General features: G+C 67.2%; 25 protein-coding genes, 1 tRNA gene and 1 CRISPR repeat array. Of the genes, 10 read left to right on the top strand and 16 right to left on the bottom strand.

Annotated features, from left to right (window positions below):
• Genes ACZ48Y_RS00665 through rpsL form a run of 8 tightly spaced genes read right to left on the bottom strand, consistent with a single transcriptional unit; the run spans nt 1 to nt 6017 of the window.
• Complete coding sequence (locus tag ACZ48Y_RS00665) at nt 1-291, bottom strand: 50S ribosomal protein L23 (protein WP_464741155.1); 291 nt, start codon at nt 289-291, stop codon at nt 1-3.
• Nucleotides 288-911, bottom strand: coding sequence for a 50S ribosomal protein L4 (gene rplD, locus ACZ48Y_RS00660; protein ID WP_464741153.1), 624 nt, complete (start codon nt 909-911; stop codon nt 288-290). The genes ACZ48Y_RS00665 and rplD overlap by 4 nt, the downstream gene beginning before the upstream one ends.
• Nucleotides 911-1534 carry a 50S ribosomal protein L3 gene (gene rplC, locus ACZ48Y_RS00655; RefSeq protein WP_464741151.1) on the bottom strand — a complete coding sequence of 208 codons (624 nt, stop codon included), beginning with the start codon at nt 1532-1534 and terminating at the stop codon, nt 911-913. Before rplC ends, rplD begins: the two co-directional genes overlap by 1 nt.
• A complete protein-coding gene (rpsJ, locus tag ACZ48Y_RS00650) occupies nt 1531-1848 on the bottom strand; it encodes a 30S ribosomal protein S10 (RefSeq protein WP_464741149.1) in 318 nt (105 codons plus the stop codon). Before rpsJ ends, rplC begins: the two co-directional genes overlap by 4 nt.
• A gap of 8 nt (nt 1849-1856) precedes the next feature.
• Nucleotides 1857-3074: an elongation factor Tu gene (gene tuf, locus ACZ48Y_RS00645; protein ID WP_464740467.1), complete on the bottom strand. Its 1218-nt coding sequence runs from the start codon at nt 3072-3074 to the stop codon at nt 1857-1859.
• A gap of 7 nt (nt 3075-3081) precedes the next feature.
• Nucleotides 3082-5166, bottom strand: a complete 2085-nt coding sequence (gene fusA, locus ACZ48Y_RS00640; RefSeq protein WP_464741147.1) for an elongation factor G — start codon at nt 5164-5166, stop codon at nt 3082-3084.
• 2 nt (nt 5167-5168) lie between these two features.
• Entirely contained in the window at nt 5169-5639 is a 471-nt protein-coding gene (gene rpsG, locus ACZ48Y_RS00635) for a 30S ribosomal protein S7 (RefSeq protein WP_464741145.1), read from the bottom strand.
• A gap of 3 nt (nt 5640-5642) precedes the next feature.
• On the bottom strand, nt 5643-6017 hold the full coding sequence (gene rpsL, locus ACZ48Y_RS00630; protein WP_464742754.1) for a 30S ribosomal protein S12: 375 nt from the start codon (nt 6015-6017) through the stop codon (nt 5643-5645).
• Between the two features lie 267 nt (nt 6018-6284).
• Between rpsL and der the strand changes: the two genes are divergently transcribed.
• Together der and ACZ48Y_RS00620 are read left to right on the top strand one after the other, a co-directional pair.
• Nucleotides 6285-7607 carry a ribosome biogenesis GTPase Der gene (gene der, locus ACZ48Y_RS00625; protein ID WP_464741143.1) on the top strand — a complete coding sequence of 441 codons (1323 nt, stop codon included), beginning with the start codon at nt 6285-6287 and terminating at the stop codon, nt 7605-7607.
• A gap of 57 nt (nt 7608-7664) precedes the next feature.
• Complete coding sequence (locus ACZ48Y_RS00620) at nt 7665-8042, top strand: type II secretion system protein (RefSeq protein ID WP_464741141.1); 378 nt, start codon at nt 7665-7667, stop codon at nt 8040-8042.
• Here the strand turns inward: ACZ48Y_RS00620 and ACZ48Y_RS00615 are convergent.
• Nucleotides 8039-8761: an SIR2 family NAD-dependent protein deacylase gene (locus ACZ48Y_RS00615; protein ID WP_464741139.1), complete on the bottom strand. Its 723-nt coding sequence runs from the start codon at nt 8759-8761 to the stop codon at nt 8039-8041. The two genes, ACZ48Y_RS00620 and ACZ48Y_RS00615, sit on opposite strands and share 4 nt — an antisense overlap.
• A gap of 27 nt (nt 8762-8788) precedes the next feature.
• On the opposite strand from ACZ48Y_RS00615, the gene ACZ48Y_RS00610 reads away from it, so the two are divergent.
• A complete protein-coding gene (locus ACZ48Y_RS00610) occupies nt 8789-9826 on the top strand; it encodes a potassium channel family protein (protein WP_464741137.1) in 1038 nt (345 codons plus the stop codon).
• Nucleotides 9827-9849: 23 nt separating this feature from the next.
• Entirely contained in the window at nt 9850-11340 is a 1491-nt protein-coding gene (locus ACZ48Y_RS00605; protein ID WP_464742752.1) for an NAD(P)H-hydrate dehydratase, read from the top strand.
• A 118-nt stretch (nt 11341-11458) separates the two neighbouring features.
• Nucleotides 11459-12307: direct repeats of the CRISPR family, unit length 30 nt; unit sequence GTTCCCAACGTTCCTTCTGGGATTTGAAAC.
• A gap of 96 nt (nt 12308-12403) precedes the next feature.
• On the opposite strand, the gene ACZ48Y_RS00600 is transcribed toward ACZ48Y_RS00605, so the two are convergent.
• From ACZ48Y_RS00600 to ACZ48Y_RS00590, 3 genes are read right to left on the bottom strand one after another with little or no spacing between them, the layout of a single operon-like run.
• Complete coding sequence (locus ACZ48Y_RS00600) at nt 12404-12721, bottom strand: hypothetical protein (RefSeq protein WP_464741135.1); 318 nt, start codon at nt 12719-12721, stop codon at nt 12404-12406.
• 16 nt (nt 12722-12737) lie between these two features.
• Nucleotides 12738-13418 carry an ABC transporter ATP-binding protein gene (locus tag ACZ48Y_RS00595; RefSeq protein ID WP_464742918.1) on the bottom strand — a complete coding sequence of 227 codons (681 nt, stop codon included), beginning with the start codon at nt 13416-13418 and terminating at the stop codon, nt 12738-12740.
• A 5-nt stretch (nt 13419-13423) separates the two neighbouring features.
• Nucleotides 13424-14566, bottom strand: coding sequence for an ABC transporter permease (locus ACZ48Y_RS00590; RefSeq protein WP_464741133.1), 1143 nt, complete (start codon nt 14564-14566; stop codon nt 13424-13426).
• A 61-nt stretch (nt 14567-14627) separates the two neighbouring features.
• Between ACZ48Y_RS00590 and alaS the strand changes: the two genes are divergently transcribed.
• On the top strand, nt 14628-17312 hold the full coding sequence (gene alaS, locus ACZ48Y_RS00585) for an alanine--tRNA ligase (protein ID WP_464741131.1): 2685 nt from the start codon (nt 14628-14630) through the stop codon (nt 17310-17312).
• Here the strand turns inward: alaS and ACZ48Y_RS00580 are convergent.
• A complete protein-coding gene (locus ACZ48Y_RS00580; RefSeq protein ID WP_464741129.1) occupies nt 17268-17642 on the bottom strand; it encodes a DUF4388 domain-containing protein in 375 nt (124 codons plus the stop codon). The genes alaS and ACZ48Y_RS00580 overlap by 45 nt on opposite strands.
• Nucleotides 17643-17682: 40 nt before the next feature.
• Between ACZ48Y_RS00580 and ruvX the strand changes: the two genes are divergently transcribed.
• Nucleotides 17683-18084 carry a Holliday junction resolvase RuvX gene (gene ruvX / locus ACZ48Y_RS00575; protein ID WP_464741127.1) on the top strand — a complete coding sequence of 134 codons (402 nt, stop codon included), beginning with the start codon at nt 17683-17685 and terminating at the stop codon, nt 18082-18084.
• A 97-nt stretch (nt 18085-18181) separates the two neighbouring features.
• A complete protein-coding gene (gene mltG / locus ACZ48Y_RS00570) occupies nt 18182-19138 on the top strand; it encodes an endolytic transglycosylase MltG (RefSeq protein ID WP_464742916.1) in 957 nt (318 codons plus the stop codon).
• On the opposite strand, the gene ACZ48Y_RS00565 is transcribed toward mltG, so the two are convergent.
• Nucleotides 19113-19703 (bottom strand): VOC family protein, encoded by a 591-nt coding sequence (locus ACZ48Y_RS00565; protein ID WP_464741125.1) that lies wholly within the window; start codon nt 19701-19703, stop codon nt 19113-19115. The two genes, mltG and ACZ48Y_RS00565, sit on opposite strands and share 26 nt — an antisense overlap.
• 35 nt (nt 19704-19738) lie before the next feature.
• On the opposite strand from ACZ48Y_RS00565, the gene ACZ48Y_RS00560 reads away from it, so the two are divergent.
• Nucleotides 19739-20815: a class II aldolase/adducin family protein gene (locus ACZ48Y_RS00560; protein WP_464741123.1), complete on the top strand. Its 1077-nt coding sequence runs from the start codon at nt 19739-19741 to the stop codon at nt 20813-20815.
• Nucleotides 20816-20819: 4 nt separating this feature from the next.
• Nucleotides 20820-22019 carry a zinc-dependent alcohol dehydrogenase gene (locus ACZ48Y_RS00555; protein WP_464741121.1) on the top strand — a complete coding sequence of 400 codons (1200 nt, stop codon included), beginning with the start codon at nt 20820-20822 and terminating at the stop codon, nt 22017-22019.
• Nucleotides 22020-22029: 10 nt separating this feature from the next.
• Here the strand turns inward: ACZ48Y_RS00555 and ACZ48Y_RS00550 are convergent, their stop codons facing one another.
• Entirely contained in the window at nt 22030-24483 is a 2454-nt protein-coding gene (locus ACZ48Y_RS00550; RefSeq protein WP_464741119.1) for a TRAP transporter permease, read from the bottom strand.
• Between the two features lie 106 nt (nt 24484-24589).
• The gene (locus ACZ48Y_RS00545) at nt 24590-25579 is read right to left on the bottom strand and encodes a TAXI family TRAP transporter solute-binding subunit (RefSeq protein ID WP_464741117.1); all 990 of its coding nucleotides are present in this window, start codon (nt 25577-25579) and stop codon (nt 24590-24592) included.
• A 135-nt stretch (nt 25580-25714) separates the two neighbouring features.
• Between ACZ48Y_RS00545 and ACZ48Y_RS00540 the strand changes: the two genes are divergently transcribed.
• Nucleotides 25715-25791: transfer RNA gene (locus ACZ48Y_RS00540), tRNA-Met, on the top strand.
• Nucleotides 25792-25819: the final 28 nt, after the last annotated feature.

The following is a 25819-nucleotide window of genomic DNA, read 5'->3' as shown; positions in this document are numbered from 1 at the left end:
CTAGATCAGGCCCTCGAGGGCTTCGATCTTCTGCCCCGGCTTGACGGTGACCACGGCCTTCTTGCGATCCGGGCGCTTGCCCTCGAAGCGGCCGAGGCGCTTCTTCTTGCCCCGGGTGTTCATCAGGTTGACCTTGACCACGTCCACCTTGAAGGCCATCTCCACCGCGTTCTTGACCTCGGTCTTGGTGGCGTCGGGGTGCACCCAGAAGGTGTACTTGCCCACCTGGTAGCCCTGGTAGGCCTTCTCCGAGAGCACCGGGGCCAGGATCACGTCGTAAGGCGTCTTCATGCCGCACCTCCCACGCCGGCGCGCTCGAGCGCCAGGGCGAAGGCGTCCTCGTCCATGACCAGGCGCTCGTGGCGCAGGATGTCGTAGACGTTGATGCCCTCGGGAGCGAGCACGCTCACCCAGGGCAGGTTCCGCGCCGCCCGGCGCACGCGCTCATCGGCGGTCACCAGCAGGGTCTTGGCGTCCGGGCCGAGGCCGTGGGCCTGGGCCCAGGCCAGGAACGCCTTGGTCTTCCCCTCGACGCCCTCGAAGGCCTCGACGACCAGGAGGTGGCCCTCCTTGGCGCGATCGGCGAGCGCCATCGCCAGCCCCTTCTTGCGGACCTTCTTGGGCAGGGTGTAGCCGTAGTCGCGGGGCTTGGGACCGAAGGCCACGCCCCCGCGCACGAAGATCGGCGCGCCGCGGTCACCGTGGCGCGCCCGCCCCAGCCCCTTTTGCGGCCAGAGCTTCTTGCCGGAGAAGCTGACCTCGCCGCGGGTCTTGGTGCTCGCGGTCCCGGCGCGGCGCTTGGCCAGCTGCCAGCGCACCACTTCCCAGAGGAGGTGGACGTTGACCTCGTCGGGGAGCGGCACCTCGCGGGTGGTCTTCCCGGACTTGGTGAGGACTTCGACGGCGGGCATTACTTCGCCTCCCTCTTGGTGGTCTCGCGGACGATGACCAGGCCACCGTTGGGACCGGGGATCGCCCCCTTGACCAGGATCAGGTTCTCCTCGGGGATGACCTGGACGACCTCGAGGTTCTGCACGGTGACCCGCTCCGCCCCGTAGTGCCCGGCCATCTTCTTGCCCTTGTAGACCCGCCCGGGGGTCTTGCGGTTGCCGATCGAGCCCGGGTGGCGGTGGATCTTGTGGGCGCCGTGGGAGTCCGGACCGCCGGCGAAGTTCCAGCGCTTCATCACCCCGGCGAAGCCGCGCCCCTTCGAGGTCCCGGTGACGTCGACGCGCTCCCCGGCCTTGAAGATCTCCACCGTCACCTCGTCCCCCTCGGGATCGAAGCCGCGGATCTCACGCAGGTACTTGACCGGCGCCACCCCGTGCTTTTTGAAGTGGCCCCGCATCGGGCGGTTGACCTTCTTCTCGGGCACCGGCCAGTAGCCGAGCTGCACCGCCTGGTAGCCGTCCTTTTCCGGCGTGCGCCGGGCCACGACCTTACAGGGGCCGGCGTGGATCACGGTCACGGGGATGGCCCGGTCGTCCTGCCAGATCTGGGTCATCCCGACCTTGGTGCCGAGAATCCCCTTCACCTGCCACCTCCCACGGTCTTGATCTCGATCTCCACCCCGGTGGGCAGATCGAGGGTCATCAGACTCTCGATCGTCTTCCTGTTGGGGTTGACGATGTCCACGAGGCGGTTGTGGGTGCGGATCTCGAAGTGCTCCCGCGAGTCCTTGTGCTTGAAGGGACCCCGGAGCACGGCGAAGCGCCGCACCCGCGTGGGCAGGGGCACCGGACCCTTGACCTGGGCACCGCTACGACGCACGGTCTCCACGATCTTCTGCGCCGAGGCGTCCAAGGTCTTGTGGTCGAAGCCCCTGAGCTTGATGCGAATCTTAGGCATGCCTCACCTCACTCCAGGATCTTGGTGACGACGCCGGCGCCCACGGTGCGGCCGCCCTCGCGAATCGCAAAGCGCAGCCCCTCCTCAAGCGCAATCGGCTTGATGAGCTCCACCGTGAAGTTCACGTTGTCCCCGGGCATCACCATCTCCACCCCCTCGGGCAGGGTGACCACCCCGGTCACGTCCGTCGTGCGAAAGTAGAACTGCGGCCGGTACCCCGAGAAAAACCCCGTGTGCCGCCCGCCTTCCTCCTTCGTCAGAATGTACGCCTGCGCCTCAAACTTGGTGTGCGGGGTGATCGTCCCAGGCTTCGCCAGCACCTGCCCCCGCTCCACCTCGTCCCGCGCAATGCCCCGCAGCAGCGCGCCGATGTTGTCCCCGGCAATCGCCTCCTTCAACACCTTGCGGTGCATCTCCAGTCCGGTCACCACCGTCTTCTGGGTGGGCCGCAGGCCGACGATCTCCACTTCCTCGCCCACCGTCAGCTTGCCCCGCTCCACGCGACCGGTGGCCACCGTCCCCCGTCCGGTGATCGTGAACACGTCCTCCACCGGCATCAGGAACGGCTTGTCCACCTCCCGCTGGGGCTCCGGAATGTACTCGTCCAGCGCGTCCAAAAGCTCCCAGATCTTGTCCACCCACGCGTTCTCCCCGCGCTTGGTGTTGGGGTTCTCGTGCAGCGCCTCCAGCGCCTTCAGCGCCGAGCCCCGGATCACCGGCACCTCGTCCCCGGGAAACTCGTACTGGTTCAGCAGGTCCCGAACCTCCATCTCCACCAGCTCGAGGAGTTCCTCGTCGTCCACCATGTCCACCTTGTTCATGAAGACGACGATGTAGGGCACCCCCACCTGACGCGCCAGCAGAATGTGCTCCCGGGTCTGCGGCATCGGACCGTCCGCCGCGCTGACCACCAGGATCGCCCCGTCCATCTGCGCCGCCCCGGTGATCATGTTCTTCACGTAGTCCGCGTGCCCCGGGCAGTCCACGTGGCTGTAGTGCCGCTTCGCCGTCTCGTACTCCACGTGCGCGGTGTTGATCGTGATCCCCCGCGCCTTCTCCTCCGGCGCCTTGTCAATCTGGTCGTAGTCCGCAATCTCGACGTTCGGGTTCTCCGCCGCCGCAGCAAACGTGATCGCCGCCGTCAGCGTCGTCTTCCCGTGGTCCACGTGCCCGATCGTCCCTACGTTCACGTGCGGCTTCGTGCGTTTGAATTCCTCTTTCGCCATGGTGCCATCACCCCTTCATGAGCTTCTCTTGGACTTGCTTGGGAACCTCGGCGTAGTGATCGAAGAACATCACGAACGAGGCCCTGCCTTGGGTCTTGGAGCGCAGGTCGGTGGCGTAGCCGAACATCTCGGCCAGGGGCACGAAGGCCCGCACCACCTGCGCGTTGCCGCGGGGCTCCATGCCGAGGATCTGGCCCCGGCGGGAGTTGAGGTCGCCGATGACGTCGCCGAGGTACTCCTCGGGAGTCACCACCTCGACCTTCATGATCGGCTCGAGGATCGCCGGCTGCCCCTTCTTGACCGCCTCCTTGATGGCCATCGAGCCGGCGATCTTGAAGGCCATCTCCGAGGAGTCAACCTCGTGGTAGGAGCCGTCGTAGAGGGTGACCTTGAGGTCGACGACCGGGAAGCCGATGAGCGGCCCGGACTGCATCGCCTCCTCGATGCCCTTTTGCACCGCGGGGATGAAGTCCTTGGGGATCACCCCGCCGACGATCGCGTTGACGAACTCGAAGCCACCGCCACGGGGCAGGGGCTCGGCCTTGATCTTGACGTGGCCGTACTGGCCGCGACCGCCGGTCTGACGGATGAACTTGCCCTCGGCGTCCACCGGGACGGTGATCGTCTCGCGGTAGGCGACCTGCGGCTTGCCGACGTTGGCCTCGACCTTAAACTCCCGCTTCAGGCGGTCGATGATGATCTCCAGGTGCAGCTCGCCCATCCCGGAGATGATCGTCTGGCCGCTCTCGGGATCGGTGTGCACCCGGAAGGTCGGGTCCTCCTCGGCCAGGCGCTGCAGCGCCACCGCGAGCTTCTCCTGATCGGCCTTGGACTTGGGCTCGATGGCAACGTCGATCACCGGCTCTGGGATGTCGATCGACTCCAGGATCACCGGGGGATCCTTTTCGCCAACCAGGGTGTCGCCGGTGATCGTGTCCTTGAGCCCCACCACCGCGCCGAGGTCGCCGGCCTGGAGCTCCTCGACCTCCTCCCGGTGGTTGGCGTGCATGCGCAGGAGGCGGCCGATGCGCTCCTTCTTGCCCTTGGTGGAGTTGAAGACGTAGGAGCCGGCGCGAATCGTGCCGGAGTAGACGCGAATGAAGGTCAGCCGGCCGACATAGGGGTCGGCCATGATCTTGAAGGCCAGCGCCGCCAGCATCCCCTCGGGATCCGGGCGCATCTCGACCTCGCGCCCGTCCGGCGTCGAGGCCTTGATCGGCGGCACGTCGAGGGGAGAGGGCAGGTAGTCGACGATCGCGTCCAAGAGGAGCTGCACGCCCTTGTTCTTGAGGGCCGAACCCAGAAAGACGGGGGTGATGTCCAGGGAGATGGTGCCCTTGCGGATCGCCGCCTTGATCTCGTCCTCACTGACCGCCTCGCCCTCGAGGTACTTCATCATGATCTCCTCGTCGAAGTCGGCGGCGGTCTCGATCAGCTTCTCGTGCCACTCCGCGGCCTGATCGCGGTAGTCCTCCGGGATCTCGATCTCGCGGATGTCGGTGCCCAGGTCGTTGCCGTAGGTGTAGGCCTTCATCCGCAGGAGGTCGATGATGCCGGAGAAGCTGTCCTCCTGGCCGATGGGGAGCTGCATCAGCACCGGTCGGGCGCCGACCCGCTCCTTCATCGAGTTGACCACCAGCCAGATGTCGGCGCCGGTCTTGTCCATCTTGTTGGCGAAGGCGATCCGGGGAACCCGGTACTTGTCCGCCTGGCGCCAGACCGTCTCCGACTGGGGCTCGACCCCCTGGCTGGCGTCGAAGACCACCACCGCGCCGTCGAGGACGCGCATCGAGCGCTCCACCTCGATGGTGAAGTCCACGTGACCGGGGGTGTCGATGATGTTGATGCGGTGTTCCTTCCAGAACGCCGTGGTCACCGCCGAGGTGATGGTGATCCCCCGCTCGCGCTCCTGCTCCATGAAGTCCATGGTGGCCGCGCCCTCATGGACCTCGCCGATCTTGTGGATCTTGCCGGTGTAGAACAGGATGCGCTCGGTGGTCGTGGTCTTGCCCGCGTCGATGTGGGCGGCGATCCCGATGTTGCGGGTCTTCTTCAGGTCGAACTTGGTGTAGTCGAAGGTCTTCTGCGCCATCGCTACCACCGGTAGTGCGCGTAGGCCCGGTTGGCTTCGGCCATGCGCTCGACTTCCTCGCGCTTTTTCACCGCGCCCCCCTTGCCCTCGGCGGCGTCGATGAGCTCGGCGGCGATGCGCTCGGCGGCCCGGCGCTCGGGACGGTTGTTCGCCGCCTGGACCAGCCAGCGCAGCGCCAGCGACTGCTGCCGGCGCGGGCTCACCTCGACCGGTACCTGGTAGTTGGAGCCGCCGACGCGACGGGAGCGGGTCTCCATACGCGGCTTGACGTTCTCCACGGCGGCCTTGAAGACCTTCAGGGGCTCCTGGCCAGTCTTCTCCTGGATGATGCGGCAAGCGTCGTAGAAGATCTTGGCGGCCAGGTTCTTCTTGCCGTCGCGCATGATGCGGTTGATGAACGCGGTCACGACGACATCGCCATAGACCAGGTCGGGGGGCAACTGACGAACTTCAGCTCTTCTTCTGCGTGCCATGGCTTACTCCTTCGGTCGCTTCGTGCCGTACTTCGAGCGGCTCTTCCTGCGGCCCTCGACCCCGGCGGCGTCGTACACGCCGCGCACGATGTGGTAGCGAACGCCCGGTAGGTCCTTGACACGGCCCCCGCGCACAAGCACCACCGAGTGCTCCTGAAGGTTGTGCCCCTCGCCAGGGATGTAGGCGGTCACCTCGTAGCCCGAGGTCAGCCGCACCTTGGCCACCTTCCGCAACGCCGAGTTCGGCTTCTTTGGGGTGACCGTGCGCACCACCGTGCACACCCCCCGGCGGAACGGGCTCCCCTTCAACGCCGGAACCTTCCCCTTCTTCGGTTTGACCTTGCGGCCGTTTCGCACCAGCTGGTTGATCGTCGGCAAAGCACCACTCCCTTCCTTCACATGCCCCGTCTTTCAAAGAGCCTTCGGGACAAAAGCCCAAGTCCCGATTTTAACCGCCTCCCACACGCCCGTAAAGGGCAGGAGGCGGCGGGGCCCAGGTCCAGGGTCCCCCTGGGCCAACCCAAGCCTTCAAAGTATAGGCCATCCAAAAGGCGCCCCGCAAGGGGTTGGCCCGTCGCCGGCTTTGAAACGCACCGCTTCATGAGGTAGACTAAGCGTTCGGTCAACGGGCCAGGAGGTGCTCCCATGAAAAAGGTCGTCATCGTCGGTCGTCCCAACGTCGGAAAGTCCAGCCTCTACAACCGCCTCATCGGGCGGCGCGACGCCGTGGTGGCGGACGAGGCCGGGGTCACCCGGGACGTCAAGGAGGGCGTCGTGGAGACCGACCTCGGCCGCTTCAAGCTGGTGGACACCGGCGGCGTCTGGTCCGGGGACAAGTGGGAGAAGACGATCCAGGAGAAGGTCGACCAGGCGCTCGAGGACGCGGACCTGGCCCTCTTTTTGGTGGACGGACGGGCGGAGCTCACCGAGGCCGACCACCGCGTCGCCGACTATCTGAGGAAGAAAGACCTCCCGGTCCTCCTGGTGGCCACCAAGGTCGACGACCCCAAACACGAGGCCTACCTCGGCGAGCTCTACGCGCTGGGCTTCGGCGACCCGCTCCCCACCTCGGCGGAGCACAACCGCGGCATCGGCGAGCTCAAGGAGGCGATCTGGGCGCGGCTCCCGGTCTACCAGGACGAAACCGAGAACGCGGTCGAGCCCCTGCGCCTTGCGATCATCGGCCGTCCCAACGCGGGAAAGTCCTCGCTTTTGAACGCGCTCCTGGGCGAGGAGCGGGTGATCGTCGCCGACGAGGCGGGGACCACCCGCGACGCGGTCGACGTGAGCTTCGACTTTGGCGGGCAGCGCTTCGTGCTGGTGGACACCGCGGGGATCCGCAAGCGTCCGGAGACCGCGGTCGAGTGGTTTGCGATCCAGCGGGCCAAGAACGTCATCCGCCACGCCGACGTGGTAGCCCTGGTCATCGACCCCTTCGAGGTCGGCGACCGCGAGCTGAAGCTGGCCAACGAGGCCCTGGACGCCGGGAAGCCGGTGATCCTGGTCATCACCAAGTGGGACCTGGTACCCAAGGAGGCGCGGCGGCGCGTGCGCCGTGCCCTCAAGGAACGGCTGGCCCACCTCGCGCACCTGCCGATGGTCTTCGTCTCCTCCAAGACCGGCGAGAACCTCACCAAGATCCTCGCCGAGGCCCAGCGCCTGCGCGAGGAGGTGCGCCGCCGCATCCCCACCTCCGAGCTCAACCGCTGGGTCCAGCTCTGGCTGACCCAGACCCGGGTGCCCAACTTCAAGGGCAAGCCGCTGAAGATCTTCTACGCCTTCCAGCCCGAGGGCACCCCGCCGACCTTCGTGCTCTTCGTCAACCATCCGGAGTTCGTGACCCGGGCCTTCGAAAACTTCATCAAAAACCGCATCCGCGAGGACCTGGGCTTTCGGGACGTGCCCTTCAAACTGGTTTGGAAGGGGCGCCGGGAAGAGGCTAAGGAAAAGAAGGTGCGCCGCCGCTAGGTGTCAACCCCCATTTGGGGGTCCCCATTTGGGGGCGGACGAGGCGAGACTGAGCGCGTGCGGCGCGCGGGCTTTACCCTCATCGAGCTGCTCGTCGTCCTCTTCGTGATCGGCGTTCTGGCCGCCGCGCTGCTTCCGGTCATGGCCAGCGCGCGCGCCCGCGCCCTGGACACCGCGGCGATGAAGTTCTTGCGCGAGGCGGCCCTGGCGGAGGTGGTCTACGCCCTCGATCACGGGCACTACACCGACGCGATCGACGCGCTGGAAGCCGTAGGGTTGACGAGGAACCCCGAGCTCGAGGTCCAAAGCCTCCCCCGCTCGGACGGCTTTTGCCTTTTCGCCAGGCACGCGCGCGGCCTGCGCTGGTTCGTGGTCTCCCAAAACGGCGGCCCCGTCCCCGCGGGCGCGACCCCGTCGCCGGAGGCCTGCCCCTAGTCCGGCAACAGGGCCCGCATCCCCTCCTCCGCCCCCATGCGCAACGACGCGTCGGCCAGGGGGGTCAGCGGCGTGGCCTCGGGGTTGATCTCGATCAGGTAGGCCCCCGCGTACTTGGCCACCCGGCCCAGGGAGGCGGCGGGCTCGACCACCGCCGAGGTACCGATGACGAGCGCCACGTCCGCCTGGGAAAACGCCGCGTGCGCGGTCTCGAAGGCCCCCGGCGGCAGCGGCTCGCCGAACCAGACCACGTCCGGCCGCATCAGCCCCCCGCAGCTAGGACAGGCAGGGGGAAGGGACTCGGGAGGCATCGGGGCGGTCTGCCCGCAACGGGTGCAGCGCATGCGGTGGATGCTCCCGTGGAGCTCGAGCACCCGCTCGGACCCCGCCTTCTGATGCAGCCCGTCGATGTTCTGGGTGACCAGCAGGAAGCCCAGGCCCTTGGCCGCTTCGAGCTCGGCCAGCTTGCGATGGGCCAGGTTGGGCTCGGCCTCGGCGATCTTCTTCCAGCGCCAGAGGTACCACCCCCAGACCCGCGCGGGATCCCGGAAAAACCCTTCCGGAGTTGCGAAGTCCTCGATGCGAACGTTCTCCCAAAGCCCGCCGGGGTCGCGAAAGGTGGGGATCCCCGAGGGCGCGCTCACCCCGGCCCCGGTCAGCACCGCAACCCGCTCGGCCTCCGAAAGCCGTTCCCTGGCCTCTTGGATGACGCCTTCCATCGTCTTTCATCGTAGACTTTCCAGCAGATGGAGACCTCGGCCCGGGAAAGCCTGCGCGAGCGCCTGCGCATTCCCATGTTCTTGCTGTTTTTGGTGGTGCTCACCGGCACCCTGGGGTACAAGCTTCTCTGGCGGGACCTGGGCGCGACCTGGCTGGACGCGATCTACATGGTCTTCATCACCGTCACCACGATCGGCTACACCGAGGTCTACCCGCTGGACACCCCTCTCGAGCGGATCTTCACCATGTACGTGGGCACCGCGGGCATCATGAGCCTCTTTTACGTCTTCACCGCCTACATGGACTACCTGGTCGAGGAAGGGGCGCTCGAACGTAGGCTAAGGATGATGAAAACGCGCATCAAAAAGCTGGAGCGGCACGTGATCGTGGTCGGCTACGGCCGCGTGGGGCGGCAGGCCACCGAGGCCCTGCGGGAAAACCACGTGCCCCACGTGGTCATCGAGAAAAACCCGGAGCGCGTCGCCCAGGCCGTGCAGACCGGGACGCTGGTGCTCGAGGGCGACGCCAGCGACGACGCGGTGCTGGAAGGCGCGAACCTCCCAAAAGCCCAGGGCCTGATCGTGGCCACGGGGTCCGACGCGGACAACCTCTTCATCGTGCTCACCGCGCGCGGGCTGAACCGCGAGCTCTTCATCGTCGCTCGGGCGGAGAACGAGGCGGTCATCCCCAAGATGCTCCGCGCCGGCGCCAACCGGGTCATTGACCCCTACGCGGTCGGCGGCCAGCGGCTGGCCAACCTGGTCATCCATCCGGCGGTGGTGGACTTCCTCGAAACGACCCTGCGCAAGGGCGGGGCCCCGCTCTCCATCGAGGACATCCTGGTCGAGCCGCATAGCGAGCTGGCCAACAAAAGCCTCGCCGAGCTCGACCTGCGAAGGCGCTTCGACGTCACCGTTCTGGCGGTGATCCGGGCCGGCGAACCGATCCTCAACCCTCCCGGGGAGTTCGTGCTCGAGCCCGGAGACCAGCTCATCGTGCTCGGCACCCGCGAGGCCCTGGGCCAGGTCGAGGCCCTCGCGCGGGCGAAAAAGGAGGTCTCGTGAAAACGCTCTTCACTCCGGAAGCGATGCGCGCCGTCGACGCCGAGGCGGTTCGCCTCGGCTACCCCAGCCTGCTCTTGATGGAGGCCGCGGGGCGGGCGGTCGCGGACGCCGCCCACCGGCTCGCCCCCGCCGCCCGCGTCGCGGTGCTCGCGGGCAAGGGCAACAACGGCGGCGACGGGTTCGCCGCCGCGCGCTGGCTCGAGCGCTTCGGCCACCCGGTCACGGTCTTCGCCGCCGAGGACCAGCGCGGCGACGCCGCGGTGATGCGCAAGGCGCTCGAGGTCCAGGGCACACCCGTGCTGCCCCTCTTCGAGGCCTTGGCCGGGTTCAGGGGGTTCGACCTCGTGGTGGACGCGCTCTTCGGCACCGGCCTGAGCCGCCCCCTCGAAGGCAGGTTCGCGGAGGTGGTGACGGCGGTCAACGCCAGCGGGCTTCCCGTGGTCGCGGTGGACCTACCCTCGGGCGTGCCCTACGACCCGCACGTCCAGGCCACGGTCACCGTGGCCCTCGCTGGCCTCAAAACCCCGCACCTCTTCTTCCCCTGGCGGGCCGCCTGCGGGAGGCTCGTCCTCGCCGACATCGGCATGCCGAAGGCGGCCTACGACGTCGCCACCAGCCTGCCGCGGGTGCCGGAGCCCGAGGATGCGCTCAGCCTGTTGCCCACCCGTCCGGGCAACGCCCACAAGGGTTCGGTTGGCCGCGTGCTGATCGCTGGGGGCTGGCCCACGTTCACCGGTGCCCCCGCCCTGGCCGCGCTCGGGGCCTACCGCGCCGGGGCCGGGCTGGTCACCGTCGCCTACCCCAACGACGCGAACCTCACCCTGCCCTTCGAAGCCGTGCGCCACCCGGTTGAGACCTGGGACGGGGCGACGCTGGAGGGCATCAAGGCCGAGGCCGTCGCGGTCGGCATGGGAGGCGGACCCGAAGGGCCCAAGGCGGCGATGCGCGTAAGCCGGCTCGGCCTGCCCACGGTGCTCGACGCCGACGCCCTTTGGGACGAAGTCGTTCGCACCTACGCCGACCTTGGCCTGCCCGCCGTGCTCACCCCCCACCCCGGCGAAGCCGCCCGATTGCTCGAAGCCCGCCCGCAAGACGTGGCCAGGGATCCCATCGAGGCCGCGAAAGCCCTCCACCACCGCTACAAGCTCACGGTGGTGCTCAAGGGCGGGCCTACGGTCGTCACCGGAAGCGAGGGAACGATCGTCAATCCCACCGGCAACCCGGCCATGGCCACCGGCGGCATGGGAGACGTTCTCGCCGGGGTCATCGCGGCTTTGCTTGCCGCAGGACGCGCGCCCTTCGAGGCTGCGTGGCTCGGCGTCTACCTTCACGGGCTGGCCGGCGACCTCCTGGGTAAAGTTGGGCTCCTCGCGTCCGACCTGGCCCACACCCTCCCCGAGGCAAGAACACGCCTTGAACAAGGCAAGGTCGAGCCTTTTTGGGAGCCCTGGCCGAGGAACGCCGCCCGCGACGTCGCCCCCCAATCGGTCAAAAACCCCGGGGGGTCGACGTAAGATGTGCTAAGCTGTAGGCCTAGGCCCCAAGGGCCTTGCTGGGCACACCTGTGATCCGGCGCGCTCTTTGACAGCTCGGGATGACATTCACATTCTCGATGCTCACGCTATTTTATGGGTTCCCAACGTTCCTTCTGGGATTTGAAACCACTACGAGCAATCGATCTCCATTTCGGAGATGTACGGTGTTCCCAACGTTCCTTCTGGGATTTGAAACGTGGCCAGCTCGGGGCCGATCGGGGTCACCTCGGCCTCGAGTTCCCAACGTTCCTTCTGGGATTTGAAACAACCTCCCCCGTTAGAGTAAGCGTGTCTCCCACGCTGTTCCCAACGTTCCTTCTGGGATTTGAAACGAGCAAACGCGTCGCGGGAGAACGATCCTGCAATGTTGTTCCCAACGTTCCTTCTGGGATTTGAAACTTCAGAGAAGGACTTGGAGGGGATACCGGGAAGCCGGTTGTTCCCAACGTTCCTTCTGGGATTTGAAACTCAGTAGCCCCGATGGCTAACTGCGCGTCCAATACCCGCCGGTTCCCAACGTTCCTTCTGGGATTTGAAACTTGTCTCAGGTCAAGGCGGTCGTCGCCGGCGCCGGCGGTTCCCAACGTTCCTTCTGGGATTTGAAACATGTTTTGAGCGCCAACGGGGTTTTGCGAATGAACTTGTTCCCAACGTTCCTTCTGGGATTTGAAACGCTTTCAGGTCTTTGCGCAAGCTCCCCACGTCCGCGGTTCCCAACGTTCCTTCTGGGATTTGAAACCGGCGAGTACGAGGCCGTATGAGACGGCGAAGAATAGAAGTTCCCAACGTTCCTTCTGGGATTTGAAACGCAAGGCATTACCAAGGCTTTACCAGACTTGCTCCGAAGTTCCCAACGTTCCTTCTGGGATTTGAAACCGTCTCCGAGGTCGAGCTTCGTCGGGTAGCCTTTCGCCAGGTTCCCAACGTTCCCTCTGGGATTTGAAACGCACGCCAGTTTGAAGGCAAGGTGATCTGATTTACGCATACGCAAAGCAGATAGGGCGGCCTTGCAGCCGCCCTATTCGGTTTTTTCGTTAAAGGCTCAAAGGTGCACCAAGCACGCGGCCAACCAAGCCAAGCTCACCAGACCGAACGCCAGGTAGAGCCCGCGCAAACGCGCGCCAACATAAGGGCGAGCATAGCTTAGGGCGAGGAGCAGAAAGAACCCGGCCAAGAGTCCCCGAGCCGGGTTCTTCTCTCGAAGCGCGAAGACACCCTCTAGCACGCCAGTAAGGACGAAGATCCAACCCAGGACGTGCTGCGCCCCTCGGGCGCGCGAGAACAGGCCGGGGTCGCGGCGAAGGGAAAGCGCGCCCCAGGCGGCTCCCGCGAAGACCATCGCGGTCAAGAAACAATCCATAACAAGATGCTACCCGTTAAGCGCTGCGGCGCTCCTCGATTTCGACGAGCTCCCCGTCGCGCAAGCGCAGCACCCGGTCGGCATGGCGCGCGATCTCCAGGTCATGGGTCACGAGGACCAAGCGCCTTTCCCCTTCGGCCAGGCGGAACAGGAGCTCGAGCACCTTGCCCCCGGTCCGGGTGTCCAGGTTCCCGGTGGGCTCGTCGGCGAACAGCACCAAAGGCTCGAGGACCAGCGCCCGCGCGATCGCCACCCGCTGCTGCTCCCCACCCGAGAGCTGGTTGGGGCGGTGGTTGGCGCGGTGCCCCAGCCCCACCGCCTCCAGCAGGGCGAGCGCCCGCTCCCGCCGCTCCGCGGCCGGTGCCCTGCGCAAGAGCAGGGGAAACATCACGTTCTCCAGCGCGGTGAGGGTGGGGAGCAGGTTGTAGTTTTGGAACACGAACCCCGCCGAGGCCAGGCGCACCCCGGCCCGGGCGTCCTCATCGAGCCGGGAGATCTCCTGCCCGGCCAGGAAGACGCGCCCCTCGGTGGGGAGGTCGAAGCCGGCCAAGAGGTTTAAGAGCGTGGTCTTCCCCGAGCCCGAGGGGCCGGTGATCGCGGTGGATCCTGGGGGGAAGTTGTAGGTGAACCCCTTCAAGGCCTCGACCCAGGCCTCGCCCTGACGGTAGCGCTTGATGAGGTTTTCGGCCCTGAGCACAGGCATCAGACCCTCCCCAACGCCTCGACCACCGGGATGCGGCTCGCCACCCGGGCGGGGATGGCCCCGGCGACCAGGCCCAGCGTGATGGCGATCATCAGCGAAAACAGCATCAGCCGCGGCGTCACCGCGCTCAACGCCAGCCCCACCGCGTCGGTGGTGTAGAGGTTGACCACGATCGAGCCGCCGTAGCCGGCGATCAGCCCCAAAACGCCCCCGGAAAGGGCGAGCAGCAAGGCCTCCAAAAGGACCAGGGAAAAGATGAAGCGGCGCTTGGCCCCGATCGCGCGCATCACCCCGAACTCGCGAATCCGCTCGTAGACCGACATCATCACCGTGTTCGCGACCAGGAGCCCGCCGACGATCAGGGCAATCAGGCTGATCCCGAAGCGGATCACGTCCCCGATGCGGATCGCGCGCTCGGCGTACTTGATCGCCTCGCTGGTGGTCTGGACCTCGACCCCCGGGATCAGGGCCTCGATGCGGCGGGCCACCTCGTCGACCTTGTGGCCCGGGCGCACGTAGATGAGCACCACCGAGTAGTTGCGGGTGTTCAGGACCGTTTGCATCGCCTTGAGCGGCACGAAGACGAAGGAGTCCACCAAGCCGCCCCCGGCGTCGAAGATCCCCACGATGGAAAGCTTGACGCTGCGGGAGAGCCGCAGCGTGTCGCCGAGCTCGAGCTTGTTGAGCTTGGCCTTTTGCAGGCCGACGACCGCGCCGTTCGGATGGGGATCGAGGCGCCCCTTGACCGGCTTGACGCTGGGGGCGAAGTCCTTCGGGGTAATGCCCTCGGGAAGGCCGTAGAAGAGGAAGGTCGTCGCCGGATCGAAGCCCGAGCCCCGCATCAGCACCACCGCCGGGAAAAAGCGCGCGATCCCCAGCTCGTCCTGATGCGCGGCCAGGATTTCGAGCACGCCGGGGTCGAGCTCGGGGTTGGGCACCCCGAAGGTCCCGGTCCCCTCGGCGACCAAGCGGATCTCCGGCCCGAACTTGGTCATCTCCGCGGCCAGGGCCTTGCGCAGCCCCTCCCCGAACGAGAGGAAGAGGACCATCGAGGCGGTGGCCACGGTCACCCCGAGCAGGGTGAGGATGCTGCGCACCGGCCGGGCGGTGAGGTTGCGAGCGATGAGGTGCAGGAGTTCCACGCCTCCAAACCTAGCACGCGTCGCGGTGAGAAAAGGGCCTCGAACGGCTATAATCCCCTCGATGACCACCGCGGAGATTCGCCAAAAGTTTCTCGACTTTTTCCGGGAAAAGGGCCACCTGGTCCTGCCCTCGTTCAGCCTGATTCCCGAAGACGACCCCAGCCTGCTCTTCACCAGCGCGGGCATGGCCCCGCTCAAGCCCTACTTCTTGGGGGCCAAGCCGGTCTTCCCGGGGCATGAGGGCGAACACCGCCGCGTGGCCACCTGTCAGGAGTGCCTGCGCGTGGGGGACATCGAGAACGTCGGGCGTACCGCGCGGCACAACACCTACTTCGAGATGCTCGGCAACTTCTCCTTCGGTGATTACTTCAAGAAAGAAGCCATCACCTGGGCCTGGGAGTTCTTGACCGACGAGCGCTGGCTGGGGCTCGACCCGGAGCGGCTCTGGGTCACCGTGTATCTGGACGACGACGAGGCCTACGCGATCTGGCGCGACGTGGTGGGGGTGCCCGAAGCGCGCATCCAGCGCTTTGGGGAAGACGAGAACTTCTGGCCGGCGAACGCGATCACCGAGGGGCCGAACGGCCCCTGCGGGCCCTCGAGCGAGATCTTCTACGACCGCGGCCCCGCGTTCGGCACCCCGGACGAGACCGGCCCCAACACCGGCTCTGGGGACCGCTTCGTGGAGATCTGGAACCTGGTCTTCACCCAGTTCAACCGCTCCGGACCCATCCCCGGAAAGGGCCTTCTTGAGCCCTTGCCGCAAAAGAACATCGACACCGGCATGGGGCTCTACCGCATCGCCGCGATCCTTCAAGACGTCGAGGACTTCTACAGCACCGACACCTTCAAGCCCCTCATCGATCAGGTCGCGGCCTGGTCGGGGGTCCCCTACGCCGGGGCGAGCTCGGTCAGCCACCGGGTCATCGCCGACCACATTCGCGCGGTGGTCGCTGCCCTCGCCGACGGCGCGGTCTTCTCCAACACCGGGCGGGGCTACGTGATCCGCCGCCTCTTGCGCCGGGCCTCGCGCCACGGCTACCTGCTCGGCTTGAAGGAGCCCTTCATGTACCGCCTGGCCCCGCTGGTCGCCGAGCTGCTCGGGGACACCTACCCGGAGATGCGGGAGAGCCTCCCCGCGATCGAGAAGGCGATCCGCGTCGAGGAAGAGCGCTTCCTCACCACCCTGGAGGCCGGGCTCAAGCGCCTGGAGGCGATCCTCGCCGAGCTCCCGGAGGGGGCGGTGCTCTCCGGGGAGGAGGCCTTCAAGCTCTACGACACCTACGGCTTCCCCTTCGACCTCACGCTGGAGATCGCCGCCGAACGGGGCATCCGGGTCGATGAGGAGGGCTTCAAGCGGGCGATGGAGGCCCAGCAGCGCCGGGCCCGGGAGGCCGCGGCCTTCAGCGACGAGATCTTTGCCAAGACCGCCGAGGCCCTGGACGAGCTGCTCGAGCGCCACGGGCTGCCCGAGTTCACCGGCTACGTCACCCTCGAGGACGAGGGCAAGGTGCTGCTCATCCTCCAGGGAGAGGAGGCGATCCAGGCCCTCCAGGCCGGAGAAAAGGCCAAGGTGGTCCTCTCCAAGACCCCCTTCTACGCCGAGGGAGGCGGCCAGATCGGGGACTTCGGGGTGCTCGAGTGGCCCGGCGGCCGGGCACGGGTGGAGACCACCACCAAGAGCCCCCAGGGCATCCACCTGCACCACGTCGAGGTCGAGGAAGGGGTGCTCGCCGTCGGCCAGCGGGTGCGGGCCAAGGTGGACCCGCGCCGGCGCGAAACCGAGCGCCATCACACCGCCACCCACCTGCTCCATGCGGCGCTGCGGGCGGTGCTCGGACCCCACGCGCGCCAGGCGGGCAGCCTGGTGGCTCCGGACCGGCTGCGCTTCGACTTCACCCACCCCGAGCCCCTGACCCGGGAGGAGATCGAGAAGATCGAGCTCTTGGTCAACCGCTGGATCCAGGCCGACTTCCCGGTCTCCTGGGAGCTGATGCCCCTGGAGGAAGCGAAGAAGGCCGGCGCGATGGCGCTCTTTGGGGAGAAGTACGGGGACGTGGTGCGCGTGGTCCGAGTCGAGGGGCCGGCCCCCAGCGCGGGGATCGTGGCCGGCGAGGTGCGCTCTCTGGAGCTCTGCGGCGGCTGCCACGTGCGCCGCACCGGGGAGATCGGCTACTTCGTGATCAAGAGCGAGGAGGGCGTCTCCGCCGGGGTGCGACGCATCGAGGCCCTCGCCGGCGAGGCCGCGGTGCGGTTTGCCCGGGGGCTCTACCACCGCGTCCTGGACCTCGCCGCCCGCCTCGGGGCGCCGGCGGAGGCGATCGAGGCCCGGGTGGAGAAGCTCGAGGAGGAGCTCAAGGCCAAAGCCCGCGAGATCGAGCGCCTCAAGCAGGCCCTGGCCCAGGCTCAGCTCGGCGGGCCCGGCGAGGTCGCCCCGAAGACCGCCGGTGAATGGCGCTACGTCGCCACCGAGCTCAAGGGGCTGGACATGGCCGGGCTGCGTCAGGCCGCCGACGCCCTGATGCAAAAGACCGACGCCGACCTGGTCGCGGTGGGCAACGAGGGCCTTTTGGTCCTCAAGGTGCACCCGAGGGCCCAGGAGAAGGGCCTGCACGCGGGCACGCTGATGCGGGCGCTGGCCGAAAAAAGCGGCGGTCGCGGCGGGGGCAAGGCGGCGCTGGCCCAGGGCGGCGGGTTCGACCTAGAAAAAGCGTTCCGAGCGCTCGCCGAGGAACTCGCGGGTTAGCCAGGCCTCCATCGCCTGGCGCATCCGGGCGGCGGGCCAGGCGAAGGGGCGCTGGCAGGGGGTCTTGAACCAGCGGGGGGCGAACTCGAAGCCCCCCGCGTTGCTTTCCGCAAGCCGCTTCAGGACGCGCTTGGCCTCGCCCGCCTCCAAGAACCCACCGGGCCCGCGAACGCAGCGCAGCGCTCCCCGCTTGAAGTAGAGGGTAAACGGGCCGCCCCAGCGCAGGCCGAAGACCTCGAGCATCCCGGTCTTATCGGCCACGATCAGGAGCAGGTCGAGGAAGGGCATGTCCCTGAGCGACCCGCTGAGCACGATCTCAGTGTAGGTCACGCCACGCGCCGGACCGGTTCAGATTGGTAGGATGCCTGGCGTGAAGCTTGCGGGGCTCGACGTGGGTGAGGCGCGCATCGGCCTCGCGGTCGCGGAGACCGGCCGTCCCTTCGCCTTCGGCCGGGGGCACCTCCGTGCCGACGACTGGCCCGCGCTGCTCGAGTTCTTACGCCGCGAGGGGGTCGAGCGGGTGGTCCTCGGTCTGCCGCTGCGGACCACCGGCGAGGAGGGGCCGGAGGCCCGACGGGTGCGCCAGCTGGGGGCGCGGCTTAAGGCCCAGGGCTTCGAGGTGGCCTACGAGGACGAACGCTTTTCGACCCGCCTCGCCGCCGAGCGCCTGCGCCACCTCCCCAAGAAGAAGCGACGCGAGAAGGGCCGGGTCGACGAAGCGAGCGCGGTGCTGATCCTCGAGTCCTACCTGGAGCGGACGCGTGGCGCTTGAGGGACTCCCCTACCCGGTGCGCCCGGCGCTGCCCCCACCCCGGCCGCGCCGAAGGCGCTGGCCAAAGCTTTGGCTCCTCGTCTTCAGCGGTCTCGTCCTGGCCCTGATCGCGGGGTTCGCCTGGCAGCGCCTCGCCGGCCCCACCGGTCAGGTAGCGATCGTCACCATCGAGAAGGGCCTAAGCGCCCGCGAGGTGGGCGCGCGCTTAGAAGAAAAAGGGGTCATCCGGTTCGCGCCGCTCTTCGCCCTTTTGGCCCGGCTCACCGGCGACGCCCAAAAGCTCAAGAGCGGCACCTTCCGCGTCGAAGGCAAGGGGACCCTGATGGTGATCAAGGCCCTGACCGAGGCCCGGCCGGTGACCGTGCGCCTGACCTTTCCCGAGGGCTGGCGGGCCAAGGATGACGCCCGTCGCCTCAGCGCCCACGGCTTCGACGGCGAGGGCTTTTTGGCGCTGGCGCTGAACCCGCCGGAAGCCCTCAAGCCACCCTACGACGAGGGCCCGACCCTCGAGGGCTACCTCTTCCCCGACACCTACACGATGCCCCTCGACGCCACCGCCGAGGACTGGATCCGGGTGATGCTGGCGCGCTTCGACCGCGAGGTTACCCCCGAGCGCACCCGGATCCTCTCGGTGCTCGGCCTCTCGGTTCACGGCTGGGTCACCCTGGCCTCGATCGTGCAGGCAGAGGCCGGGAACGAGGCGGAGATGCCCTGGATCGCCGGGGTCTTTTTGAACCGCCTGGAGATCGGGATGCCGCTGCAGTCCGACCCCACGGTGGCCTACGCGCTGGATAAGGACATGGACGAGCTCGACCGGCGGGCCGGGGACTTCGCGGTGGACTCCCCCTACAACACCTACCGTTACGCAGGCCTACCCCCCGGGCCGATCAACAACCCCGGTGCGGCCGCGCTCGAGGCGGTGCTCCACGCAAAGCGCCTCTCCCCGCGCAACAAGCCCTACCTCTACTTCTTCCACGCCCGGGGCCGGCTCTACCTCAACGAGACCTTCGCCGGCCACCTCAGGGACCTCAACCGCTACCGCTACGGTCCCTGAAGAGGACCGGGTTTCCCGCGGGATCGGCGAAGAGGGCGAGCTTCCCCCAACCGGTCGACCGGGTCCAAAGGGGCGTCTGGCCCAGGTCGGAAAGCCGCGCGACCTCGGCCCGGGCGTCCTCGGTGTCGAGGACCAAGACCCCCCGCCGCTCCTCGCCGGGCAGAAAGGAGAGCAACACCCCGAGCCCTTCCTCGGTCCCGAGCTCGGCCCAGTCCGAGGCCTCGTCGTAGAACACCAGCGGCAGGTCCAGTCGCTCGGCGTACCAGTCGCTCGAGTCCACCAGATCCACGACCCCGTAGAGCACGCCCACGATGCGCGCGGTGCCCCGAACGCGGGCGCTGATGGGTGGATGGCGGCGGTGCAGGTTGCCCTCGAGGTCGTAAAAGACCCGGGGCTCCCCCGGCCAGAGCAGCTCGGCCCCCACCCCCTCCGCCACCGGCTCGACGAGAAGGGCCTGCCCCAGGCGGTCGAAGAACGGCCCCTCGCCGGCGAACCCCAGCCCGCGGTAGAACGCCGCCAGGGCCCCCCTCGGCCCTCCCGTGATCCGAACCCCAAACGGTCGCACCGGGCTATATCCTAATAGAGAACAAGGAGGCCCCAATGCAGCCACAGACCGAAGCCGTGATCAAGTACCACGGGATCCCGTCCCCCAACCTCGAGCCCTTCGCCGAGGGGTTGAAGGCCGTCTTCCTGGCCAATGGCTACCGCTTCGATCCCGAGGCCGAGGCGCCCCGCCTGGTCCTCAACTTCATCCGCCCCGAGGCCCCGAAACCCTACCGGCGCCGCGCCAAGGGGACCTTCGTGGTCAGCGTCATGGAGCTGCCCGAGATGCCAAAGGAGCCGATCAAAGCCCTCTACCCCTACCTGGTGCGGGCGCTCTCCAACATGATGATCGCCTACACCCCCGGCGAGGGGGCGCACTTCCTCACCCTCGAGCTCGGCCACTACATGGAGCCCGAGGGGGACAACTTTTATGAACGGGTCTACGCGCGCATCAACCCCATCGCCTGCAGCGTCCTGGTCATCGACAACATCTTCGAGCCCACCCTGGAGCCCGAGCTCTGGCAGGGCGACGACCAGACCGAGGCCCTCTACCGGGCCGGGAAGAAGCTCGCCGAGTGGGACCTGCTGCCCGCCCCCTTCCCCATCGAGACCATCCTCCCCCCCGAGGACCTGCGCCACGTGAAGCGGCTCTACGGCATCGGGGGGCTCTCCTACGGCAACCTCTCGGCGCGAAAGGACCGGACGCGCTTTTGGATGAGCGCCTCCGGGGTGGACAAGTCCAACCTCAAGGAGATCGGCCGCGACGTCCTGATGGTCAAGGACTACGACCCGGAAAAGAACGCGATCGTCCTGCAAGTGCCCCCCAACGTCACCCCCAGGCGGGTCAGCGTGGACGCGATCGAGCACTGGATGATCTACCGCGAGCACCCCGAGGTGGGGGCGATCATCCACGTCCACGCCTGGATGGAGGGCGTGCCCTCGACGCCCTTCAACTACCCCTGCGGCACCTACCAGCTGGCGGAGGCGGTGGCGGAGAAGATCCGCGAGGCCCCGGACCCCAGCCGGGCCGTGGTGGGCCTGAAAAACCACGGCCTGACGATCACCGGCCGATCGATCGACGACATCCTCGAGCGCATCGACGGCAAGCTCATCCCCCAGGTCCCGATGAGCTAGGGGGATGAAGGCCCTCGTCTATCACCCCAACCTGCCCCGCTTCCTCGCGGCCCGAGCTCTAGGAAGGCGGTTTCCCACCGCCCTCGTCCCCCTGCGCCTGGCGCCCGCGCCCCTGGTGGACCCCCCGCCGGGGTTCGTGATGGCCCGGGTTCGCCTCTCGGGGGTCTGTGGCTCGGACCTGGCCCTTCTCTTCGGCAAGAGTTCCCCTTCCCTGGCGCCCTTTTTCTCCTTTCCCGCGGTCCTCGGTCACGAGATCCTGGCCGAGTACGGCGGCACCCGGGTCGCGGTCAACCCCTTGCTCACCTGCAGGGACCGCGGCTTCGACCCCTGTCCCGCCTGCCAGCGGGGCGAGGAGCCCCTGTGCGAGAACCTTGCTGCCGGCCGCCTGGCCCCGGGCATGCTCGGCTACCACCGCGAGCTCCCCGGGGGCTGGGGCCCCCAGGTCTGGGCCCGGCCGGAGCGCTTGGTGCCCATCCCCGACGCGGTTCCCGACGCCCGGGCGGTGCTCGCCGAACCCCTCGCGGTCGTCCTCCGGGGGCTCAGGAAGGCCTTCTTCCAGGATCGCTGGCGCTGGCCCGACCCGGTCCTGATCATCGGCGCAGGGACCCTCGGCCTGCTCACCCTGGCGGCGATGCGTGCCCTGGGGCACGACGGGCGCATCGCGGTGCTGGCCCGGCGCGACCTCCAGGCCGAGCTGGCCGAGAAGCTCGGAGCCAGCGCGGTCTACCGCAACCGGGACGAGGCGCTACGGGGCACCCGCGCGCGGGCCTTCAAACCGCCGATCGGACCCCTCGTCTGGCGCGGCGGCTACCCGGCGGTGGTGGACGCCGCGGGCAGCCAGAGCAGCCTTAACGACGCCGTCTGGAGCACGGACGAAGGCGGCAAGGTCTTGCTCCTCGGCGCGGCGGGCGAGCTGCGGCACGACTTTTCGCCGCACTGGTTCGGCGAGCTCAGCATGGTCGGCAGCTACACCTACAGCCCCTGGGAGTTCAAGGAGGCGGTGCGGCTCCTCTTAGCCCTCGAAGGGGCCGAGGCGATGGTCAGCCCCCCCTACCCCCTCGAGGCCTGGCGGCAGGCGATCGGCGCCGCCCGGACGAAGGCCTACGTCAAGGTGGTCTTCTCGCCAAGGGCCACGCTTTCCGAGCGGCTTCGAGCCTTCACCGAACAGCCGATCTCCGTCCCGTTGACCCTCCCCATCGAGTAGCGGGCGGGGGCTAGGCCCCCGCCGTGCTCGCCGCGGCCTCGCGGCCCCGCAGCCAGAGCTGCCAGAGGAAGACCACGCCCACGATCAAGAGCCCGAGCAGGTCGAAGGTCAGGTTGTGGGTCAAGAGCAGGTAGCCGGCGACCATCATCGCCAGGCGGGCAGCCCAGCCCAAGAGCCCGCGCATGTAGGTCAGGAAGTAGCCCTGGTTGCCGATGACGAAGGCCGCCATCCCCACGAACCCGGTGAGCACGACCAGGAGGCCGGAGAGGAAGGGAGGCAGGCTGACCATCGTCTGGAAGAAGTGCACCGGCTTGTCCAACTCAAGCAAGAGGAGCTGCGGGTAGAAGATGAAGACGTAGGGCAAGAGCGCGGTGCGCATGTCGTAGGCGAAGCCCTGGAAGCCGGTCTTCACCGGATCGGCGCGGGCGATCGCCGCCGCGGCGTAGGCCGCAAGTCCCACCGGCGGGGTGTCGTCGGCGAGGATGCCGAAGTAGAAGACGAAGAGGTGAATGGCGACGAGGGGCACGTCGAGGCCGTGGCTCTGGGCGATGTACTCCAGCACCGGCGCGACCAGCGCGGCCATCACGATGTAGTTCGCGGTCGTGGGCAGACCCAGCCCCAGGAGCAACGAGGCCAACATCGTGACCAGCAAGGCCACCAGGAGGTTGCCGCCGGAGATCGCCTCGACGATCTGGGTCAGGCCGTAGCCGACGTTGGTGATCGCCACCATGCCCACGATGATGCCCGCGGCGGCGGTGGCCACGGCGATCGTGCTCATGTTGCGCCCGGCGGACTCGAGCCCGGCCAGCACGTCGATGAAGAAGGCCTTGAGGACCTCCCCCAGCCGGACCCCCAGGCGCTTTTGAAACACGCCCACGTAGAGCACCCCGACGAAGAGCGCGAGCAGGGAGCTGTACATCACGTCGAGGTGCTCGAAGTCGATGAACACCCCCTTGGAGAGCTCGAGCTGAGTGTGCTGCAACCCGGGCACCCCGAAGAGGTAGAGGAACGCGGTGGCGAAGAAGACCAGCGTCGCCGCCACAAGGAGCTGAAGGCGGTTCTTGAAGGCGAACTGGAAGAACATCAGGGCCATCATCAAGAACATCGCGTTCAACGCCGAGCGCGACGGCGTGTGCTGCAACACCACCAGCTCATAGAGGAGCCAGACGATGGGCATCAGGTAGTGCAAACCGGAAAGAAGGGTGTCCTTGAAGGGCGGCAGCTCGCTCTTGGGCAGGCCCTTGAGCCCCAGCTTGATGGCTTCGAGGTGGACCACCAAGAAGAGCCCGAAATAGGTCAGCACCGCCGGCAGCAGGGCGTAGATGATCAACTTCGAATAGGCGATCTGCAAGAAGTCGGCCATGATGAAGGCCGCGGCCCCCATCACCGGCGGCATGAGCTGACCGTTCACCGAGGACGCCACCTCGGTGGCCCCGGCCTTCTCCGGGGGGTACCCGACCCGCTTCATCAGCGGAATCGTAAAGGTGCCGGTGGTCACCACGTTGGCGATCGACGAACCGGAGATGATGCCGGTGAGCATCGACGCAATCACCGCGGCCTTGGCCGGGCCCCCGCGAAACGAGCCCAGCCCGGCGTAGGCCAGATCCACCAGGTACTTGCCGGCCCCTGCCTTGTCGAGCAGGGCACCGAAGAGCACGAAGAGGTAGACGAAGGTCGCGGAGACCCCGAGCGGCACACCCCAAAAGCCCTGATCGGTGAGGTAGAGCTGCTGGATGATGTTGTCCCAGGTGGCGCCGTTGTGCAGGTAGAGGACGTCGGGAAGCTCGATCTTGATGATGCCCGCGGGGCCGGTGGCGGCGTAGAGGATCATCAACCAGGCGATCGCAACCAGCGCCGGCCCCACCACGCGCAACCCGGCGATGGTGAGCACGAAGAGGGTCAGGGTGCCCAGCACCAGGTCGCGGGTTGTCGGCACCCCGCCTTGGTAGACGATGATCTGCTCCAAAAACACCGGGATCGCCAGGGTGCCGAGCAGGCCGGCGATCAAGAGCGCCCAGTCGTACCAGGGGATGTAGCGCTCCGGTCCCTTGGGGGACGTGCGGCGGGTGAGCACCACGCCGAGGGCGATGGCCACGGCCAGGAAAAGCACCAGCGTGAGGCTGACGTCGTAGCCGGCGAAGTGAACGACCCCAAGGTTGAGCTGCTTGCCGACCCCCCAGTAGGCGGCGTAGGCCACGCCGATCAAAAACAGCCAGACGTCCCGCCGGGCATTCTTCGAAGGATAGGCGAGAAAGGCGATGGCGAAGGCAAAGGCCAGGTGTACCGCGCGAAGCACCAGGGGGTCGATCTTGCCGATCCAGGAGGCATAGAGCTGGAAGAGGGACCAGACGACCGCGACCAGAAAGATCAGCCGCTTTTGCCAGGGCCGCGGGTTACGCGCCCCGTACTCTACCTCCTCCATCAGCTTCTCGGCGTCGATATCCGGGACGTTCGTGGGCTTCATATCCTCGGGCATGGATCCTCCTATTCGGGACGCCTCAAAAAATCCACCCCATTTTAAACAAAGGGCACGGGGGCCAGAAGGCCCCCGTGCGCGCCTGGCACTGCGTTTACTCGGGCTGGGCGATGGCCGGGATCTCGATCCCGAGCTCCTTGTAGAGCTTCGCCGCGCCCGGGTGGAGCGGGATGGTCATCCCGTCCAGGGCCTTCTTCACGTCGAAGAAGGTCGAGAGCGAGGGGTGGATCTTCTTGAACTCGTCGACCTTGTCCACGAAGAGGAGCTTGGCGATCTTGTAGACCGCGTCCGCGGGCAGGTCCTTGTGCACGATGAAGGTCGCCTTCACGCCCACGGTGGGGACGGAGACGTCCTGGCCCTTGTAGCTGTTGGCGGGGATGATGACCTGGGTGTAGTAGGGGTACTTGTCGATCAGCTTCCGGATGACCTCGAGGGGGAGGGGCACGAAGTAGGCATCAGCGATCTCGGTGGCCTGCTGCATCGCCGCCGAGCCCAGACCCGCGACGTAGAAGAGGGCGTCGATCTTGCCGTCCTGCAGGAGCTCGACCGCCTGGCCGGCCTTGCCATGCACCGCCTGGGCGAGGTCGTCGAAGCTCATGCCCGCGGCCTCGAAGATCCGCTTCGTGGTCTGCTCCACGCCGGAGCCGATGTCGCCGACGTAGACCTTCTTGCCCTTGAGGTCATAGATCGACTTGATCCCCGAGCCGGGGCGGGCGAGGATGTGGGTGAACTCCGGGTAGAGCGCGGCGACGCCGCGGATGCTCTTCACCGGACGGCCCTTGAAGGTCTCGGTCAGGCCGTTGTAAGCGAAGTAGATCACGTCGTTCTGGGCCAGGGCCGCCTGGAGCTGCCCCTGATCGATCGCCTTGACGTTGAAGGCCGAGCCACCGGTGGAACGCGCGTTGGCCCGGATGCCCTCCTTGGACAGGTAGGTGTTGATCATCTTGGCGATGCCGGAGGCCACCGGGTAGTAGACACCGGTCACCGAGCCGGAGCCGATCGTGATGAACACCTTCTCCGCCATGGCGCCGCTCGCCAGGGCGAGGGCAAAGAGCGCTGCCAACAACCACTTGCCTTTCTTCATACAACCACCTCCTAGAGGTTTCTTTCCAGAGATGACGATACCCTTCGCGGTTTGTTTTTGTCAAGTTGGTTAAGCCAAAGGCGCATATTGACGCTGCCCCGAGCCCCCGCTAGGATAGGGGGCGGCACACCGCGGGGCGGTGTAGCTCAGCTGGTTAGAGCACGCGACTCATAATCGCGGAGTCGGCGGTTCGAGTCCGCCCACCGCCACCAGGACGGCCCCTTTTCGGGGGCCGGTTTT

This window comes from Rhabdothermus arcticus (assembly GCF_055382915.1).
The sequence above is the reverse complement of the archived record's forward strand: the minus strand, read 5'-3'. Positions and strand labels throughout refer to the sequence as shown.

Bases quoted from the DNA above. Each gene is read 5' to 3' on its own strand.
- ACZ48Y_RS00665 (WP_464741155.1), bottom strand. From the start codon at position 291: ATGAAGACGCCTTACGACGTGATCCTGGCCCCGGTGCTCTCGGAGAAG.
- rplD (WP_464741153.1), bottom strand. From the start codon at position 911: ATGCCCGCCGTCGAAGTCCTCACCAAGTCCGGGAAGACCACCCGCGAG.
- rpsJ (WP_464741149.1), bottom strand. From the start codon at position 1,848: ATGCCTAAGATTCGCATCAAGCTCAGGGGCTTCGACCACAAGACCTTG.
- tuf (WP_464740467.1), bottom strand. From the start codon at position 3,074: ATGGCGAAAGAGGAATTCAAACGCACGAAGCCGCACGTGAACGTAGGG.
- fusA (WP_464741147.1), bottom strand. From the start codon at position 5,166: ATGGCGCAGAAGACCTTCGACTACACCAAGTTCGACCTGAAGAAGACC.
- rpsG (WP_464741145.1), bottom strand. From the start codon at position 5,639: ATGGCACGCAGAAGAAGAGCTGAAGTTCGTCAGTTGCCCCCCGACCTG.
- der (WP_464741143.1), top strand. From the start codon at position 6,285: ATGAAAAAGGTCGTCATCGTCGGTCGTCCCAACGTCGGAAAGTCCAGC.
- ACZ48Y_RS00615 (WP_464741139.1), bottom strand. From the start codon at position 8,761: ATGGAAGGCGTCATCCAAGAGGCCAGGGAACGGCTTTCGGAGGCCGAG.
- ACZ48Y_RS00610 (WP_464741137.1), top strand. From the start codon at position 8,789: ATGGAGACCTCGGCCCGGGAAAGCCTGCGCGAGCGCCTGCGCATTCCC.
- ACZ48Y_RS00605 (WP_464742752.1), top strand. From the start codon at position 9,850: ATGCGCGCCGTCGACGCCGAGGCGGTTCGCCTCGGCTACCCCAGCCTG.
- ACZ48Y_RS00600 (WP_464741135.1), bottom strand. From the start codon at position 12,721: ATGGATTGTTTCTTGACCGCGATGGTCTTCGCGGGAGCCGCCTGGGGC.
- alaS (WP_464741131.1), top strand. From the start codon at position 14,628: ATGACCACCGCGGAGATTCGCCAAAAGTTTCTCGACTTTTTCCGGGAA.
- ACZ48Y_RS00560 (WP_464741123.1), top strand. From the start codon at position 19,739: ATGCAGCCACAGACCGAAGCCGTGATCAAGTACCACGGGATCCCGTCC.
- ACZ48Y_RS00555 (WP_464741121.1), top strand. From the start codon at position 20,820: ATGAAGGCCCTCGTCTATCACCCCAACCTGCCCCGCTTCCTCGCGGCC.
- ACZ48Y_RS00550 (WP_464741119.1), bottom strand. From the start codon at position 24,483: ATGAAGCCCACGAACGTCCCGGATATCGACGCCGAGAAGCTGATGGAG.
- ACZ48Y_RS00545 (WP_464741117.1), bottom strand. From the start codon at position 25,579: ATGAAGAAAGGCAAGTGGTTGTTGGCAGCGCTCTTTGCCCTCGCCCTG.